The organism is Aquimarina sp. EL_43, assembly GCF_943422735.1.
Classification (GTDB): Bacteria; Bacteroidota; Bacteroidia; order Flavobacteriales; family Flavobacteriaceae; genus Aquimarina; species Aquimarina megaterium.
Window position 1 is genome coordinate 4272636 of sequence record NZ_CALSBR010000001.1, and the last position, 18301, is coordinate 4290936.

The following is an 18301-nucleotide window of genomic DNA, read 5'->3' on the forward strand; positions in this document are numbered from 1 at the left end:
TTAATACTGCACTATATAATTTTTTCCACTCTCTTTTTTCGTCTTTCTTTTCCATAATAAAAATTGCTAGATTAGATATATTTGATATTTATTTTCCTAAGGAAAGCATATTCGCAAAAAGTCGATATGCACCCGATACTCCTGCCGGAAACTCTCTAAAAAAACTAAGTCCGGTATATACATAATGTCCTTTACCATATTTGGCAATTAATAAGGGGCCTTTTTTTTCAGACTCTCCTTTATCATTGGCCGCCAAAATAGGGGTGTATTCTTTTGACCATTCATTAGGGAAATATAACCCTCTTTCCTGCACCCATCCTTTAAAATCATTAGCAGTGATTTTATTGGGTGAATTTAATACCTGATGCTCTGCTGCCAAAAAGGTAATTTTTGCATTTTCATCGGTTACCCGATCTCTGGATAATTTAATGGGGTATGGACCTAAGTTATCAGTCACTTTTAATCTATGACTGGTATTGTATTGAATGATAAGGTTTCCTCCGTTTTTTACATACTCTAATAAGTATTGTTGTTTAAATTTTAGCTGCTCTACAGTATTATAAGCCCTAATTCCTACCACGATAGCATCAAAAGGTTGCAAACTTTCTGTAGAAATAGATTCTGGATCAATTGTGGTTACTTTATACCCGATTTGCTGTAAACTTTCTGGTACTACATCTCCGGCACCCTCGATATATCCTATGTTTTCCCCTTTCTTTTTAATATCCAAACGCACAACTTTGGTCTCAGACGGTAATACTACAGTTTGGTATGGGATATGGTCATAATCAATAGTAATAACTTCTTTTGAATATAGATTTCCATTGATTTCTATTTTTGGTGAAATGTAACCTTCACTTTGAGTCTGGGGTGATGTAAGGGTAAAAATGATTGTTTTTTCTTCTCCTTTTTGAGAGAGATTAAAATTAATAGCAGCAGGAGTCACTTGCCAACCTTTTGGATGTGCTAATGTAACTTTTCCATTTAAGTTGGCTTTTCCGGCTTTTATAGTAACAGGAATTTGTTTTGAAGCGCCATTTGCATAGATAATTACTTTATCCTTGATACTTGCAGAAATAGTAGGGATGATCTCGAATGGCTTATATACTTCTCCTTTAACCGGGTCGTTTGTCTTGTAGACAACATCTTTAGAAAAAGGGATAGAAACCCCATCGATTACTACTGTAAACAAAGCTTTGACTTTATGATCGGTTTCTGGTTTTCCGATTAGTTTTTGATCACTAACATTATACATTCCCAGTGTACCTTTATTGGTAAGCCAATAAGGATTGGTAAAATCAAAATTGGATGGGATACTACCTTTAAATTCGAAGTTATTTCGGATATTATTTTTTAGAACTTTTTCAGAAACATCATTAATATTAACTGCAGCAATTTTGATAGATTGCAGAGTCATAGTATTTGTACTTCTATTAATTGCTTCTACTTTTAGTGTAATTTCACTCCCTTTAGTAGTGTTTGCTTCGGTTGCAACAGCTTCTAGGTAAAGACCAGAAGCAGCAGCAATGATTTCCTGAATCTCTTTAGTTTTAACTGCTTTCCAATGTTTATTTTCTAATTGTTGAATTAGTTGGTATGCTTTTACTAGTTGAGGAATACTAGCAGAAGGGACCTTGAAATCAAAATCTTTTTCTACCTGATATAGAATATCACCAATAGCTTTACCTCCTTTAACACGATTCCAAGAAGTGTCAATTCCTTCAAAAATATTGGTTTTATCTTTTGGTAGATCCCCTTTAATGAGTTCTATATATTCACTTTGTTGCCCACGACTACCTGTACTACCAAATCCCTGGGATTTGTGCTGGCTACGACTTAATGATGCTATTTCGGTGTTAGAAAGCCCCAGAGAAGGATAATATATTCCTGTATCAAACGCTAATAAATTAGTTTTATCTGCTTTTGCGAAATTTTCTCTACTACCATAAAACCACCAAGAAGTATTAAAGAATAGTCTTTTTGGTTGCCAGGTTTCTGTATAGTTAAGCTGATCTGGGTATACTGTTTTATCTCCGGTTATATCAAAAGCTTCTACACTTAACATTGCCGAAGAAGTATGATGACCATGAGTACTACCGGGTGTTCTGTGATTAAAACGATTGATGATTACATCTGGTTTAAAATTTCGTATTGCCCAAACGACATCGCCCAGTACTTCTTTTTTATCCCAGATAGAAAGTGTTTCGTTGGGGTGTTTAGAATATCCAAAATCATTAGCACGGGTAAACAATTGTTCCCCTCCATCGGTCCTACGGGCAGCTAATAATTCCTGGGTTCTAATTACTCCTAATAATTCTCTAATTTCGGGGCCTATCAAATTTTGCCCACCATCTCCTCGGGTAAGGGATAAATATGCTGTTCTTGCTTTTACCTGATTAGACATATAAGATATAAGTCGAGTATTTTCATCATCAGGATGAGCTGCAACATACAATACAGATCCTAAAAAATTAAGTTTTTTTATAGCTTGATGAATTTCTGCTGCATTGGGTTTATTAGGTTGTTGTCCTTGTATAACATATGGAAATAGTATACCAATACAGGCTATAAAAAATAATTTTCGCATAATTTCTCGGTGCAATTTTTAATTGAGTTTCTCCAAATATAAAAAGATAAAATTCTCAGAATTGTGGTTTAAGGATACTTTAACAGGAAGTCCTTATCAATTATCTTTTGGGTAGACAATTTTATATAACTACACTTCTTTTGGGGTTTTGGATCTATAAATTAGCCCTAATAACGACCCTAAAAGCACAGTAATAGCAATGGTAGGAGTGGGGCCAAAGACAAGTATACCAGCTATTAATCCTAACAGACCTCCTAAGGCACTGGCCAGAAATCTTCCACTATTTCTTTTTTGTTGGATAACATAGATCATCGCTATAGAAAGTGTCATTCGTAATGCAGCACCTACAATAGTTATATCTACAATACTTCTCCAAAACAAAGCTACTATAAAAGCAACTATAACTGTAATAATAGTAGCATATCGTAAAGATTTTACTTTTTGTTCTTTTTTGGTAGTAGAAACAATATGAGAAGCCACGGCAAAAACAGAGGTATCTGCAGTACTCATTAAACCTGCAAAAAAAAGGACTAGTAAAAGCGGTAGCCATGATTGTGCTATAAAGTTTTGCATAGCATAAACAAATACGGTATCGGGATCTAAATTAGGGTTTTGAATATAGGTGTACAATCCAATTAAAAGCAATAGAAAAACGATACATAAAACAGGGATAATGGCAAGACTCAATCCTCTCTTTAATGATTTTTCATCTTTAGCGGCATAACAAAGCTGGTATCGATCTGCTAATCCAAAAACAGATAAGCCTCCATATAAAACTAAACCTACAACACTACCTATAGTCACATTTTTGTCTGTAGTACTACTAAGGATCATACCAAAATCCTTACTATCAAACATGCCATAAATTAGTATGCAGAGAAATACTATTATTATTACTGCCTGAAAAATATCAGTAACAATTACAGCTTTAAAACCAGAAAATAAAACATATACCATAACTACAATTGCTGTAATCAATAATGCGGTTTCGTAAGGTAGAATTTCGAAGAATGCAATGATCTTTGCACCACCAGCCAGAGATAATAGTATCCAAAAAAACTGAACTGCTATAGTTATAAAATTGGTAACAGTTGCCGTATTTTTATTACTTGTAACAAAAGCAGGTAGATCTCCCTGTGTATAGAACTTACCTTGTTTAGATAACCTTTTTATTTTTGGCGCTGCCCAAAATGCAAATAAAAAATAACCAACTACTGACCCCAGAGACATGGCAAAAAGTCCCCAACCAAATTTATAGGCATAGCCAGTATATGTAATTAGAGTACTAACTCCAATTGCACCTGCGAATTTAGAGAATAAAATGGCGTAAGCACTTTTATTCCTTCCTCCGATAAGAAAATCTTCACTTGATGATGATCTGGATATATAGATCGACAAACCAATGATTAGGATGATGTAAGCACTTAGATAAAGATAGATTTCCATACAGAGTTTATTTTTTTCTTTCTACAAATTCTAATTGATCAATACTTACATTGGTAGTAAAAACTCCGTAATTAACAATAGCTTTTTCTTTTTCTATGGTGTCTATAGTACCTATAGATTTTCCATCAATCATTCGTACTCGATCACCAATTTTTAACGTTACTTTTGGTTTTGCAGCTTCGATTTTTTCTTCTTTCTTTTTTTCTTCCTTTTTCTTTTTACGAATTACCTGTACTTTTTCTATAACTTCTTTTACGACTTTTTTCTCTTTGGCTTTTTCTACTTTTCGTTGCTTAGGGCTTTGTTTTTTTCGTTTGGAGTTTTCTACCTCAACGATTTTTATGAACTCATTGATTAGCTCTCTTTTTTTCTTATTGTTAAAGTATTTTTCGCTAAGATCATCAATTTTTTGACCCAGATAGATCATTCTTTGATTGCTATCATATAACTCCTGGTAGCTTTCGAGCTTACGCTGAATACGCTGATTTGTCTTTTCTAAGCGTTCTTTTTCTTCTTCTGCTTTTTGCTCTTTGGTTTTGAGTCCAGCAGTAGTTTTTTGTAGTTTTGATCTTTCTTTTTGAAGATTAGCAATACTTTTATCAAAACGAATTTTACCGCGTTCTACTTTTTTCTTTGCTTTGTTAATAAGACTATACGGGATTCCGTTTTTTTGAGCTACTTCAAAAGTAAAAGAACTTCCTGCTTCACCTAAGTGTAATTTAAATAGAGGTTCTAGTGTTTTTGAATCGAATAGCATATTAGCATTACTCATATTTGGTAACTCATTAGCCAACATTTTTAAATTAGCGTAATGTGTTGTGATAATCCCAAAAGACCCTCTTTCATAGAACACCTCTAGAAAGGCTTCAGCTAGAGCTCCACCAAGTTCGGGATCACTACCAGTTCCAAACTCATCAATTAGAAATAGTGTTTTGTTATTACATTTTCGTAAGAAATAATTCATGTTTTTCAAACGATAACTGTATGTACTTAAGTGGTTTTCTATAGATTGATTATCACCGATATCGGTAAGAATAACATCGAATAGACACATTCTACTATATTCGTGTACCGGAATAAGCATTCCGCTTTGCAACATTATCTGTAGTAACCCAATAGTTTTTAAGGTAATACTTTTTCCACCGGCATTAGGGCCGGATATAACAATAATTTGATTCTTCTCGTTTAATGTTATGGTCTGCGGGAAGGTTTTCTCTCCTTTTATTTTATTGGTATGATATAATAATGGGTGATATGCGTCTTTAAGTGTTAGCTCTCTATCTGTAGTGATTTTTGGTAACACTGCATTAAGTTGACCTGCGTATTTTGATTTTGCAGAAACAACATCAACATCACTTAAGTATTCTTGATAGTGCTCAAATAATTCGGTAAACGGACGTAATTTGTTAGTGAGTGCTTTTAGTATTTTTACGACTTCTTCTCGTTCTTCGTATTGAAGGTTACTGAGCTCACGACTAAATTGTAAAGTAGCTTCGGGTTCTATATAAACAATACTTCCGGTCTTAGAATTACCCATAATGGCACCTTTTACTTTACGTCGGTACATGGCCGTTACTGCTAAAACTCTTCGGTTATCTACGACACTTTCTTTAATTTCATCCAGGTAGCCCAAGCTGTTATATCGAGATAAATCTTTTCCGAAACTTCCATTTAGTTTTCCTTGTACACTATGAATATCTTTTCGAAGACGTTGTAGCACAGGAGAAGCATTGTCTTTAACTTCTCCGAATTTATCAATTACCATTTCGATTAGATGAATAACCTCTTTGGTAAATGTTACTCTAGAAGATGTTTGATGTAATGTAGGGTATAGCTCTGCGTTTTTTCTAAAAAAATATAATAAATCATTAGTAGTAGTACTAATAGAAATCAATCGTTTTAGATTTGAAGCTTCTAAAAATGTGTTTTCAATATTCAATAATTGAATTTCTTTATTAATACTATCGAATCCATGATTGGGTATACGAGCATCATTGAATAATGAAGATTTATATTCGAATACTTCTTGTAAAGCAATATGAAGTTGCTCTTCGGTATGGAAGGGAGCAATTTGTAATGCTTTCAACTTACCAAAATCTGTATTGCACTGTTCTGCAATATGTTTCTGCACAGTATCAAATTCTAGATCGTCTAGTGTTTTTTTAGAAATACGAATCATACTTTTTTTTACCCTATTTTTGGGTTATATTCGGTCAGTTTTAGAACAGGGCAAAAGTACACAATTGCTATAATTTTTTGACATCTATATGAATGTAAATATTGAACCTTCTTGGAATCAACAACTTAAAGATGAATTTGACAAGCCGTATTTTGCTTCATTAGTAGGTTTTGTGAAAACAGAATATAAAAATAACACATGTTATCCAAAAGGAAATGATATATTTTCTGCTTTTGATCATTGTAGTTTTGATGATGTTAAAGTAGTTGTGATTGGTCAGGATCCTTATCATGGAGTAGGGCAAGCCAATGGTTTGTGTTTTTCTGTTAATAATGGTATTGATATGCCTCCATCATTGATAAATATTTTTAAGGAAATTGAAACAGACTTGAAACTACCTTTTCCTTCAAATGGAAATTTAGAGCGTTGGGCAAAACAAGGTGTTTTATTATTGAATGCTACGCTTACCGTTAGAGCGCATCAAGCTGGATCTCATCAAAACAAAGGATGGGAACAATTTACGGATGCAGTTATCCAAACGATATCGGATACAAAAAAGAATGTTGTTTTTTTGTTGTGGGGTGGTTATGCTAAGAAAAAAGGAGCTAAAATAGATAGATCAAAACATCATGTTTTAACTAGTGGGCATCCTTCTCCGCTAAGTGCTAATAGAGGGTATTGGTTTGGGAATAAACATTTTAGTAAGACCAATTCATACTTGCTTGAAACGAATCAAACCGAAATAAATTGGTAAATATGCTTATGCCGCGTTAGGTATCTCGGAAGATTTCGACTTATCAGATACCGAGTTAATCTGAACTTTTTGTGTTTTTGATTTCTTTTTGTTTGTATCAACAGATTGCATACTTAATTTAAGCAGGACAAAATTGAAGACAATAAGACTTGCGAGAATTATTAGAAAAGTTACCATAATAGATTTGTTAGTTAATTATTAGATGCAATGCACTTAAAAAGGTTGCGTATGCGCTAATAATTAGTTCATTTTATTGGGGGTAGGCTCGGCAAATGTACAATTTTTTTTATTTGTATATACGCTTGCGTTATAGATATTTAAGAATTAATTATTTGCTAAGCGTTTTTCATGTGCATTTTATATATTATATTTTTGATCTTAATTTTTTAAAATATCCTTTATGAAGTAACGTTTTAGATTAAGATATCCCTACCTTAAATTTTCACTTTTTTTAACCTAATATGGGTATATGCAGATCCTAGATGTTATGAATTAGTTTTTCGGGAGCTATTTTTTTGTTAATGATTTGTAGGTTAAATAAATAATCCTGGACCTCTATAAGTGTTTCTTTTTTGATAAGAGACTGGCTCCATTCTGTATGTTGTAACCATTTCTGTATATCTTCTAATTGTTGATCATACCTATAAGCAAGAGTTCTATCTATACTAGGGATATGTTTAAAATCTGTTGTGGTAGTGTTTATAATGTCTAGAATAGCTTTTATTTCTTCTTTTTTGGTATCGAGTATATCTTCTCTTACGGCTATAACAAAACAAGGCCAGGGGGTAGGACAGTCTACAACTCTTCTAAAAACTCCATTATCGACCAATGGTTTTGTAGTAAAATGTTCCCACATAAAATAATCAGCTTTCCCATTAGTTAATGCTTCAACTGCTCCATCCAGGTTTTTTACAACTTCAAATTGTAGGTCGGAGGTATCCCAATTTTGGTTTTGAGCATTTACATAAGCCATTAAATGTGAGCCAGATCCATATCTACTAATAGCAGCTTTTGTATTTTGAAGCTCAGAAAGATTAGTATAGTTAGAATGAACACTTACATGAATCCCCCATATAAGAGGTGTTTGAATATATGTTTGTACAATTTTACTAGGATTACCGGCAATAATATCTTTTACGATTCCTTCTGTAAGGATTATTGCCATGTCGATATCCCGATTTCTTAACGCTTCGCACATTGCTCCTGTACCACCAGGATATTCTGTCCACTCTAATTGTATATTGTTTTTTAGATAGCTTCCGTCTTCAATAGTTAAATGCCAGGGTAGATTGAAGTGCTCAGGAACACCACCTATTTTTATAGTATGCATGCTATCTGAAATTAATAAATGTGTATTTCATCGATTATTTGTGTTTTTTAACGATAAAAATAAATGATTTTTGTATATTTGAACCATTACTACTTTAAAGAATTTTATATTTAAAAAGTTTTAACCCCAAATAAAAACAATATTGCTATGAAAAAGAATTTTTTAAAAAATAAAAATACATATGTAAAGGTTGCGAAGTTAAAAAATAATTCTCTAGAGAATGGTATCGTAGTCTTTATTGCAGTATTGTTGCTTACTAATTTATTAATTAGTCTTAAAATATTATTTGGTTAATATGTTTAGAAATAGCTAATTATTAACCAAATAATAAAAAAAGAATGAGGACCTACTACTCATTCTTTTTTATTTTATATAATTATTATTTATGGGTGATAACTTGCTATTTTTTCTAAAGTATATTTGATAAGCTTCTCTACGGTTTCTTTTGGATTTTGACTAAACTCTCCGGTAGCACGATTAGCCACAATAGCATTCATAGATACAGCTTTATGCCCTAGTAATTTTGCCAATCCGTATATACCAGCAGTTTCCATTTCTAAATTGGTTATTTTTTTATTCTCATATACAAAAGAGGCTATTTTTGTATTGAGGTCATGATCTTGTAGTGGTAATCTCAAAATTCTTCCTTGCGGACCATAAAAACCTACATTGGTCACTGTATGTCCTTTTTGAACAATACTACTTAACATATGCTCTCCTAATTTTTTATCATATGCTACTGTATATGGCTTTGATTTATTTTGATCCAGATCTATATGTTTTGCCAAAGCCTCTGAGATTTCTGGTAATTGTACATGGTGACTTTTATAGAAATGTAAAAGGCTATCAAAACCAGTAGCAATTTCTGAAACCACAAAACTATCTATAGGAATATCTTGCTGTATGGATCCAGAGGTTCCTATGCGAATAATATGTAATGTGGTGTGCTCTGTTTTGTTTTTACGAGTGGTAAGATCAATATTTACTAAGGCATCTAGTTCATTACATACAATGTCTATGTTGTCTGTACCGATACCTGTAGAAATTACAGTAATTCTATGGCCTTTATAAATTCCTGTTTGTGTATGAAATTCTCGTTTACGAATTTTGCACTCGATAGTGTCAAAATATTGTGTTACCTGGTCAACCCGATCAGGATCCCCAACAGTTATTATAGTTTGGGCAAGATGTTCTGGTTTAAGGTTTAGATGGTAAATACTTCCATCTTTATTAAGAATAAGTTCAGATTCGGCTATAGCCATATTATAGTTTTAACAGTGTGTGTGTTTCATTATTATACAAGTAATCGTATTTCTTGACACCTCCATAATACCAATCTAATATTTGTGTATTATAAAAGTTTTTTTTTGTGTTGTAACGCTAGCTTTCCTCTTTCGGATAATAAAAGTCTATCTTTTGTTTGATCTAAAAACTGAAAAAGTCTTGCAAGCACACGTTTCATTTGCATATCACCATATCCATAATATCCTTGATACTCTAGAGCATATCCCATAAGTTGTTTGATATTCTTGATGTGATAATTATCTACCATTTCCAGAATATTATGTTCTAGGATATTAAGCCCAGTTAGCATATTAGGAAAACGTTGTAAATGCGCTCTTAGGCATATAGACATATATTCGAAAGAAGAATCTCGTTTAATCTGCCCTGCCATTTTCTGTGGTTTTGATTCGCAGTATAATGTCCAGATATGAGAAGCAAATTCAAGGTCATCTATGGTTAATAAAACCTTATTTTTATAATGTTCTTTTAGTTGTTTTTCAGATAATTCGCAAAGTCCAAATAGTTTTTTTTCGTGCTCAATTCTACCACTACAAACCAAATAAACGGGAATGTCTTTAATTCCTTTACGAAGTAATAAACTAATTGCGGCAATCATATTAATATGGCAGAATAAGTCATATTCAAACCATAGTATGATTTCGCTATAGTTTGTAAGGTGATCTACTTTTTTGAGTTGAGAAACAAATTTTTCTTCATAATCAGAAGAACCGATTCTATAGTATTTTTTCAGAAAAGCTTCTCGTGTTTTGATAGCATCTTCTGTTTCTACTTCAATTTTGGTAGGCCCCTCGCAAAGCATTTCACGCCAAGTCATAAATTCTCCTGTAGCAAGATCTAACTCTTTCATTCTATTAGTTAGACTATCCCCATTAGTGATATGTAATGTGTTTTTCCCCAAAATAGTTATTGATTTATTATCCTCCTACACGTTTTACTTTAAATCCTTTTTCTTTAAGAATATCCATAATTTGATCTCTATAATCACCTTGTATAATTATAGCATCATTTTTAAAACTCCCACCAACACTTAAACGAGTTTTTAATTCTTTAGCAAGTTTTTTAAAATCTTCATCGGCACCAGTATATCCCTCGAGTATAGTGATGGGTTTTCCTTTTCGCTTTTCGTATTTGCAAAGTATTGGATCATTCTGCATCCATATTTGATCCTGATCATCTTGTACATTTTCTTCTGTCTCTTCTGGTTGATGATCAGGAAATAATTTTTTTAATTGATCTTGTATATCCATACAGAGTTTATTTTTTTATTAATCCAATTTCTACAAGTCTTTGATGTAAGAATTCTCCAGCGGTAATATCCTCATAGTGCTTAGGATTACTCTCTGTAATACACTCTTCTAAGCAATTTAGCTTCATGTCACTTCTTGGATGCATAAAGAAAGGAATAGAATATCTTGGTTTTTCCCATTGATCTTTAGGAGGGTTTACCACTCGATGTATTGTAGATCGAAGTTTATTATTAGTATGTCGTTCTAGCATATCTCCAACATTAATAACTAGTTCATCCTCTTCAGGGAGCGCATCAATCCATTGTCCGTCTCTATGTTGTACCTGTAGTCCTCCTGTAGAAGCTCCCATTAGTAATGTAATAAGGTTAATATCTCCATGTGCTCCTGCTCTAACTGCACCTTTAGGTTCTTCTTTAATAGGAGGATAGTGAATAGGGCGCAGGATACTATTACCATTACTTGCCCAATGATCAAAATAATGTTCATCAAGACCTATATATATAGCTAATGCTCTAAGGACATATATTCCTGTCTTTTCTAGCATTTTATAAGCTTCCATTCCTGTGGTGTTAAAGTCTTTCAATTCGTCAACAATAACATTGTCTGGATATTCTTCAATTAAGTTAGCATCTGCATCTGGTTCTTGTCCAAAATGCCAAAACTCTTTAAGGTCTCCTTCTTTTTTACCCTTGGCATGTTCTTTACCAAAAGAAGTATAGCCTCTTTGCCCGCCTAATCCTTCGATTTCATATTTTTCTTTAGTGTCTGTAGGTAATGCAAAAAAGTCTTTGATCTCCTTATATAAACCTTCTACAAGTTTGTCACTCAAAAAGTGATTTTTCAATGCTACAAAGCCTATTTCTTCATAAGCTTTTCCTATTTCGTTGACAAATTTTTGTTTTCGTGAAGGGTCATTTGATAAAAAATCTGCCAAATCTACGCTTGGTATATTATTCATTAGTCTATTCATTTGTGTATTGAAGAACTAAAATAGGTGTATTTGACCGAAAATTCCTAATAGGACTTCAAATTTATTTATAGCTGTAAAATATCGGTCAAATTTGTTAATTATGGACGTTTAATCCTTAATTCATGGTAAATTTAACTAATTCGTAGAATTGTTTAGGGTAAATTAACAACTACTTAATAATATTGTAATTGGGATGCGAGTTGTGAAGTAAAAATAAGTATTTTTACCTAACAAATTTTCTGCTATGGAGCACATTTCAAAGGAAAAAATAGAACTACATTTTGACCGAAAAGAATACAAAGATGATCAGCTGATCTCATTATACCTCAAAATGCTTAAACCCAGGCTTATTGAAGAGAAAATGCTTGTGTTATTACGACAAGGAAAAATATCTAAATGGTTTAGTGGTATAGGGCAAGAAGCAATATCTGTGGGGATAACAGCTGCTTTAGAAAACGAAGAATACATTTTACCAATGCATCGTAATTTGGGAGTATTTACAACAAGAGACATTCCCTTATATCGATTGTTTAGTCAATGGCAAGGAAAAGCAAATGGGTTTACCAAAGGGCGTGATCGTTCTTTTCATTTCGGAACACAAGATTATAATATTGTAGGTATGATTTCTCACCTGGGACCGCAAATGGGTATAGCGTGTGGTATCGCTATGGGAAATCTTTTAAAAAAGAACAATAAAGTTACTGCGGTTTTTACAGGAGAAGGAGGAACCAGTGAAGGAGATTTTCATGAAGCACTTAATGTAGCTTCGGTATGGAACTTACCTGTGATGTTCTGTATAGAAAATAATGGTTACGGGTTATCTACTCCAACCAGCGAACAATATAATTGTAAACACCTTGCAGATCGAGGCTTAGGATATGGTATGGAGTCTCATATTATTGATGGAAATAATATATTAGAAGTATACGATAAGATAAGCAAACTAGCCAAAAGTATTAGGATCAATCCGCGACCGGTTTTATTAGAGTTTAAAACTTTTAGAATGCGAGGACATGAAGAAGCAAGTGGAACCAAATATGTGCCTAAGGAATTGATGGAGCATTGGAGTGTTAAAGATCCTATTAAAAATTATAAGGACTACCTGATTGATCAGGGAATACTTTCTGATGAAGATGATAGAGAAAAAAAGTCCATTCTAAAAAAGGAAATAGAATCCAATTGGGAACGTGCAAATACTGAAGAAGCGATTGATGTTAATTTGGATAAAGAGTTAGATGATGTGTATACATCGTTTGATTATAAAGAAATAAAACCCAGTACCGATACAAAAGAACAAAGGTTGATCGATGCTATTTCTGATGGTCTAAAGGAAAGTATGCATCGGTATGATGAGCTTGTGATTATGGGGCAGGATATTGCAGAATATGGAGGGGTTTTTAAAATTACCGAAGGCTTTTTAGATGCATTCGGAAAAGAACGAGTGCGTAATACTCCAATTTGTGAATCAGGAATTGTCTCTGCAGGGTACGGTCTGTCTATTAATGATTATAAGGCTGTTGTCGAAATGCAATTTGCCGATTTTGTGTCTTCGGGATTTAATCCAATTGTTAATCTGTTAGCAAAATCAAATTATCGATGGAGTCAATCTGCAGATGTTGTGATTAGAATGCCTTGTGGTGCAGGTGTTGCGGCGGGGCCGTTTCATAGCCAGACTAATGAAGCGTGGTTTACCAAAACACCAGGACTTAAAGTTGTCTATCCAGCATTTCCGTATGATGCAAAAGGCTTGTTGACTACAGCAATAGAGGATCCAAATCCAGTATTGTTTTTTGAACATAAAGCACTATATAGAAGTATTCGCCAAGAAGTTCCCGAAGGGTATTATAATTTACCATTAGGTAAAGCTTCTGTATTAAAGGAAGGAAAAGATATTACTGTTATAAGTTATGGAGCAGGTGTGCATTGGGCATTAGATGTGTTAGAAAAACACACACAAATCAATGCAGACCTTATCGATCTAAGAACATTGCAACCTCTGGATACAGATACTATATACCAATCGGTGAAAAAAACAGGTAAAGCTATCATTTTACAGGAAGACTCACTTTTTGGAGGTATAGCTTCAGATATTTCGGCATTAATTATGGAAAATTGCTTTACATTTCTTGATGCACCAGTAAAACGAGTAGCAAGTTTACAGACTCCGATTCCATTTGATACGAATCTTGAAACTCAATATTTAGGAAAAAACCGATTTGAAGAAGAATTACTATTGTTATTAGAATTCTAGTTTTGATACAAGCTGTTTCTGGTAATAGATATTAGAAAGATATCTGTATAGAACCTTATATTTTATTTTTTTTAACCATTGTAAAATTGTAGTTACTAAAATTTTATAATGGTTTTTTGTTTGTAATTGGTTGTTTATTAGTGATTTGTGTCTGGTTATTGTGCTTGTTGAAGATTTTTAAGGTTAACAAAATATTATAAATTTTAAATAGGGGTAAAATCCCCTTTAACATATGTTGTATGTTCTATAAGTAAATCTTAATTTCGCGCTGACTATGCAAAAGTATGGTCTTTTGGACTAAAATACAGGGGGTTAAAATATAATTCATGAACGCGAAACAACTAGAACATCTTCGTTCTTCAACAATACTAGTAACTGGTGCAGCTGGGTTTATAGGGTCTAATCTTTGCGAAGCACTTTTAGAAATTGGAAGTACTGTAATAGGATTAGACAATTTTGCAACGGGGCACCAAAAAAATATCGATCCACTTTTAAAGAATTCTAACTTTACTTTTATTGAAGCAGATATCAGAAATCTTGATGACTGCCGTAAAGCATGTAATGGGGTTGATTTTGTGTTACACCAGGCCGCATTAGGTTCTGTACCGAGATCAATTAATGACCCTATTACGACTAACGATGTTAATGTAGGAGGATTTCTTAATATGCTGGTAGCCTCTAGGGATGCAGGGGTAAAACGTTTTATCTATGCTGCAAGCTCTTCGACATACGGTGATTCTGAAGCTTTGCCTAAAGTAGAAGAAAAAATAGGGAAACCATTATCACCCTATGCCATAACCAAATATGTTAATGAGCTGTATGCCGATAATTTTAAAAGAACATATGATTTAAATACAATAGGATTACGATACTTTAATGTATTTGGTCGTAAACAAGATCCTAATGGAGCATATGCTGCAGTTATTCCAAAATTTGTAATGCAGTTTATGAAATATGAATCTCCGGTAATTAATGGGGATGGCTTATTCTCAAGAGACTTTACCTATATTGATAATGTAATCCAAATGAACTTATTGGCAATAGTTTCTGATAATGAAGAAGCTATAAATAATGTTTATAATACAGCATACGGAGAAAGAACAACACTGAACGAATTAACGATTTTGTTAAAAGAATATTTATCTACATATGACGCCGCTATTGCAGACGTAGATATTGTATACGGACCAGAACGTAAAGGTGATATACCGCATTCTTTAGCATCTGTAGATAAAGCAAAAACACTTCTGGGGTATGCTCCAAAATTTGATATCAAATCAGGATTAAAAGAAGCTGTAAAATGGTATTGGAAACATTTAAAATAGACTCTAAATTTCTAGTAAATAAAGAATAACTATGCAAAATATTAAGATTGCCATCATTGGATTAGGATATGTAGGGTTGCCTTTAGCCAGGTTATTTGGAACCAAATATCCAGTAATAGGTTTTGATATCAATGAAAAAAGAATCAAAGAATTACGTTCGGGAACCGATTCTACCTTAGAAGTAGAAGATGAATTATTAAAATCGGTATTAAAGGATAATAGTGGTTTGGATAAAAAAGGACTTTATTGCTCTTCTGATATAGAAGATATAAAAGGTTGTAATTATTATGTAATCACCGTACCTACTCCGGTAGATAAAAATAATAGGCCCGATCTTACACCTTTGTATAAGTCTAGTGAGACTGTTGGCAAAGTATTAAAAAAAGGAGATATTGTCGTTTATGAATCTACAGTATATCCAGGAGTTACCGAAGAAGAATGTGTTCCCGTGCTAGAACAAATAAGCGGGCTAAAATTTAATGAAGACTTTTTTGCAGGATACTCACCAGAACGAATCAATCCGGGAGATAAGAAACATACAGTAGAGAAAATTCTGAAAGTTACAGCGGGGTCTACTCCAGAAGTTGGGAAAAAAGTAGATGATTTATATGCTTCTATTATTACAGCAGGAACTCACCTTGCCCCAACTATAAAAGTGGCAGAAGCAGCAAAAGTTATCGAAAATTCACAAAGAGATATTAATATAGCTTTTGTTAATGAGTTGGCTAAGATCTTTAACTTAATGGATATAGATACCAATGATGTATTAGAAGCAGCTGGAACCAAATGGAATTTTCTTCCCTTTAAACCAGGGCTTGTAGGTGGTCATTGTATTGGTGTTGATCCATATTACCTGGCTCAACGTGCACAAGAATTTGGATATCATCCAGAAATTATTTTGGCAGGACGTAGATTAAATGATAGTATGGGACAGTATGTATCATCAGAAGTGATTAAGCTTATGGTGAAACATGATATTCATATAAAAGGTGCTAAGGTATTGGTGCTCGGTGTGACATTTAAAGAAAATTGTCCCGATGTGCGTAATACAAGAGCAGTTGATGTTATTAGACAATTAGGCGATTTTGGAACCGATGTTACCATATATGACCCATGGGCAAATCCTGCAGAAGTAATGCATGAATATAACTTGGAAACAACAACTGATTTACCAAAAGAAAAATATAATGCAGTAGTATTAACAGTTGCGCATAAAGAATTTTTAGATATAGATTTAAAATCTATGCTTTTACCAAACGGTATTCTATACGATGTTAAAGGAATACTGAAAGAAAAAGTACACGGAAGATTATAATAAAATAATCAATCGGTAGCATAACAAAATAACAACTTAAGACCAATTATTTTGAGTCAATTAAAAAAAGGGGCATTACTAACTTATCTAAAGATTTTCCTTACTAATGTTATAGGTATTGTGATTACACCTTTGATCGTTAGTTATTTGGGAAAAGATGAATATGGTATTTTTAATGCAATAGGAGCATTAATAGGTACCATTGCTCTTTTGGATTTTGGTCTTACCAATACAGTTGTTCGGTTTATAGCTAAATATAGAGCAGAAAAAGATAGAACGGGAGAAGAAAATTTTTTAGCCACCATTGGAATATTATATTTTGTTATTTCTCTACTCGTTATTATTCTCGGAATTGTTTTCTATTTCTTTATAGACTCATATTTTACCAAGTTTAGTATCGAAGAACTCAAAATAGCCAAAGTAATGTTTGTTATTTTGATTTTTAATCTGGCAATTCAACTTCCGGGAATGATCTTTACAGGAATTTGTAAAGGATACGAAGCATTTGTATTTCCAGAATCTGTTAGTGTTATCAGGTACCTTTTAAGATCAGTGACAGTAGTAGCTGTACTTTTTTTAGGAGGTCGCGCTATATCGTTGGTAATAGTTGATTCGGTATTTAATATTCTTACCATTTCGGTATCTGCTTATTACGTGATTAAAAAACTTAATGTACGATTTAAATTGCATAAACTCTCTAAAGCATTTATCAAACAGATACTAAAATATTCTAGTTGGATTTTTGTGTTTTCTATTGTAGGAATGTTACAGTGGAAATCTGGTAGTTGGGTGTTGGGGGCTATGAGTGTACCAAAAGTTTTAGGTATTTATGGCATTGGAATCGCCCTTGGAACCTATTACGGAGCTTTTTCTACCGCAATATCCAGTGTTTTTTTACCTAGAGCAACACAAATGACAGTAAGAAATGCAACAGGTGAAGAGTTAACCGATATGATGATCAAACTAGGTAGGTTGTCTTTTATTGTACTAATGTATGTACTTAGTGCTTTTATATTGTATGGAGAACAATTTATTAATTTATGGGTAGGAGGAGAGTTAGAAACCGATGGTAGGTATAATACGCAAGAATGTAGAGAGATATACAGTATTGCATTGATCATCATGATAGGATATACTTTGCCATTACTGCAAGCATTTGGGAATTCTATTCTCGAAGCAAAAAACAAATTGTCTTTTAAAGCAATTCTATATCTTGTGTTTATGATTTTAGGTGCTGTACTGGGAGGATTTCTGGCAATAAAATATAGTGCATTAGGAATGATCTCTGGGTTGGTCGCAGGATGGTTAGTCGTACAAAATGTGATGAATTTTTATTATCATAAAAAAATAGGCTTAAATATCTTTCGGTTTTTTAAAGAGCTATTTCGTAAAACATTATTGGTCGTATTTGTTGTAATTTTTATTGGCTATTTTATTAATTATATTCCTGGAGATGGATGGTTGAATTTTGTGATAAAAGGAAGTATATATACTGTGATTTTTGGGATACTTATGTATTTTGTAGGAATGCTTAACTACGAGAGAGAATTATTTTCAAAACCAATAGCTGCAGTACTAAAACGAAAATAAAT

At 33.1% G+C, this 18301-nt stretch carries 14 protein-coding genes; 6 read left to right on the plus strand and 8 right to left on the minus strand.

The window, feature by feature from the left end; genetic code table 11:
- Positions 1-88: 88 nt before the first annotated feature.
- The 3 genes from NNL09_RS18345 to NNL09_RS18355 form a co-directional block, all read right to left on the minus strand.
- Positions 89-2587: a PIG-L family deacetylase gene (locus NNL09_RS18345; RefSeq protein ID WP_196911998.1), complete on the minus strand. Its 2499-nt coding sequence runs from the start codon at positions 2585-2587 to the stop codon at positions 89-91.
- A gap of 129 nt (positions 2588-2716) precedes the next feature.
- Complete coding sequence (locus NNL09_RS18350; RefSeq protein ID WP_196911999.1) at positions 2717-4033, minus strand: sodium:solute symporter; 1317 nt, start codon at positions 4031-4033, stop codon at positions 2717-2719.
- Between the two features lie 7 nt (positions 4034-4040).
- The gene (locus NNL09_RS18355) at positions 4041-6212 is read right to left on the minus strand and encodes a DNA mismatch repair protein MutS (protein ID WP_196912000.1); all 2172 of its coding nucleotides are present in this window, start codon (positions 6210-6212) and stop codon (positions 4041-4043) included.
- Positions 6213-6300: 88 nt separating this feature from the next.
- On the opposite strand from NNL09_RS18355, the gene NNL09_RS18360 reads away from it, so the two are divergent.
- Complete coding sequence (locus tag NNL09_RS18360; protein ID WP_196912001.1) at positions 6301-6966, plus strand: uracil-DNA glycosylase; 666 nt, start codon at positions 6301-6303, stop codon at positions 6964-6966.
- A gap of 478 nt (positions 6967-7444) precedes the next feature.
- Here the strand turns inward: NNL09_RS18360 and NNL09_RS18365 are convergent, their stop codons facing one another.
- Positions 7445-8296 carry a substrate-binding domain-containing protein gene (locus NNL09_RS18365; RefSeq protein ID WP_196912002.1) on the minus strand — a complete coding sequence of 284 codons (852 nt, stop codon included), beginning with the start codon at positions 8294-8296 and terminating at the stop codon, positions 7445-7447.
- A gap of 147 nt (positions 8297-8443) precedes the next feature.
- On the opposite strand from NNL09_RS18365, the gene NNL09_RS18370 reads away from it, so the two are divergent.
- Positions 8444-8590 (plus strand): hypothetical protein, encoded by a 147-nt coding sequence (locus NNL09_RS18370; protein WP_159099305.1) that lies wholly within the window; start codon positions 8444-8446, stop codon positions 8588-8590.
- An 89-nt stretch (positions 8591-8679) separates the two neighbouring features.
- Here NNL09_RS18370 and NNL09_RS18375 read toward each other — a convergent pair whose 3' ends face one another.
- The 4 genes from NNL09_RS18375 to NNL09_RS18390 all read right to left on the minus strand — a co-directional run bounded on the left by NNL09_RS18375 (position 8680) and on the right by NNL09_RS18390 (position 11806).
- On the minus strand, positions 8680-9558 hold the full coding sequence (locus tag NNL09_RS18375; RefSeq protein WP_025663530.1) for a nucleoside phosphorylase: 879 nt from the start codon (positions 9556-9558) through the stop codon (positions 8680-8682).
- An 89-nt stretch (positions 9559-9647) separates the two neighbouring features.
- Complete coding sequence (locus tag NNL09_RS18380) at positions 9648-10499, minus strand: DUF1835 domain-containing protein (RefSeq protein WP_254514264.1); 852 nt, start codon at positions 10497-10499, stop codon at positions 9648-9650.
- 16 nt (positions 10500-10515) lie between these two features.
- Positions 10516-10848 carry a translation initiation factor gene (locus tag NNL09_RS18385; RefSeq protein WP_025663532.1) on the minus strand — a complete coding sequence of 111 codons (333 nt, stop codon included), beginning with the start codon at positions 10846-10848 and terminating at the stop codon, positions 10516-10518.
- Positions 10849-10855: 7 nt separating this feature from the next.
- Positions 10856-11806: an isopenicillin N synthase family oxygenase gene (locus NNL09_RS18390; RefSeq protein WP_196912003.1), complete on the minus strand. Its 951-nt coding sequence runs from the start codon at positions 11804-11806 to the stop codon at positions 10856-10858.
- 256 nt (positions 11807-12062) lie between these two features.
- Here NNL09_RS18390 and NNL09_RS18395 point away from each other — a divergent pair, with 256 nt between their 5' ends.
- The 4 genes from NNL09_RS18395 to NNL09_RS18410 all read left to right on the plus strand — a co-directional run bounded on the left by NNL09_RS18395 (position 12063) and on the right by NNL09_RS18410 (position 18299).
- On the plus strand, positions 12063-14069 hold the full coding sequence (locus NNL09_RS18395) for a thiamine pyrophosphate-dependent enzyme (RefSeq protein WP_196912004.1): 2007 nt from the start codon (positions 12063-12065) through the stop codon (positions 14067-14069).
- A gap of 326 nt (positions 14070-14395) precedes the next feature.
- A complete protein-coding gene (locus tag NNL09_RS18400) occupies positions 14396-15394 on the plus strand; it encodes an SDR family oxidoreductase (RefSeq protein WP_196912005.1) in 999 nt (332 codons plus the stop codon).
- Between the two features lie 31 nt (positions 15395-15425).
- Positions 15426-16709 carry a nucleotide sugar dehydrogenase gene (locus NNL09_RS18405; protein ID WP_025663536.1) on the plus strand — a complete coding sequence of 428 codons (1284 nt, stop codon included), beginning with the start codon at positions 15426-15428 and terminating at the stop codon, positions 16707-16709.
- 51 nt (positions 16710-16760) lie between these two features.
- Positions 16761-18299 (plus strand): oligosaccharide flippase family protein, encoded by a 1539-nt coding sequence (locus tag NNL09_RS18410; protein ID WP_196912006.1) that lies wholly within the window; start codon positions 16761-16763, stop codon positions 18297-18299.
- Positions 18300-18301 lie beyond the last annotated feature (2 nt).

Coding starts and splice junctions, on each gene's coding strand:
- NNL09_RS18345 (WP_196911998.1), bottom strand. CDS start 2,587: ATGCGAAAATTATTTTTTATAGCCTGTATTGGTATACTATTTCCATAT.
- NNL09_RS18350 (WP_196911999.1), bottom strand. CDS start 4,033: ATGGAAATCTATCTTTATCTAAGTGCTTACATCATCCTAATCATTGGT.
- NNL09_RS18355 (WP_196912000.1), bottom strand. CDS start 6,212: ATGATTCGTATTTCTAAAAAAACACTAGACGATCTAGAATTTGATACT.
- NNL09_RS18360 (WP_196912001.1), top strand. CDS start 6,301: ATGAATGTAAATATTGAACCTTCTTGGAATCAACAACTTAAAGATGAA.
- NNL09_RS18365 (WP_196912002.1), bottom strand. CDS start 8,296: ATGCATACTATAAAAATAGGTGGTGTTCCTGAGCACTTCAATCTACCC.
- NNL09_RS18370 (WP_159099305.1), top strand. CDS start 8,444: ATGAAAAAGAATTTTTTAAAAAATAAAAATACATATGTAAAGGTTGCG.
- NNL09_RS18375 (WP_025663530.1), bottom strand. CDS start 9,558: ATGGCTATAGCCGAATCTGAACTTATTCTTAATAAAGATGGAAGTATT.
- NNL09_RS18385 (WP_025663532.1), bottom strand. CDS start 10,848: ATGGATATACAAGATCAATTAAAAAAATTATTTCCTGATCATCAACCA.
- NNL09_RS18390 (WP_196912003.1), bottom strand. CDS start 11,806: ATGAATAATATACCAAGCGTAGATTTGGCAGATTTTTTATCAAATGAC.
- NNL09_RS18395 (WP_196912004.1), top strand. CDS start 12,063: ATGGAGCACATTTCAAAGGAAAAAATAGAACTACATTTTGACCGAAAA.
- NNL09_RS18400 (WP_196912005.1), top strand. CDS start 14,396: ATGAACGCGAAACAACTAGAACATCTTCGTTCTTCAACAATACTAGTA.
- NNL09_RS18405 (WP_025663536.1), top strand. CDS start 15,426: ATGCAAAATATTAAGATTGCCATCATTGGATTAGGATATGTAGGGTTG.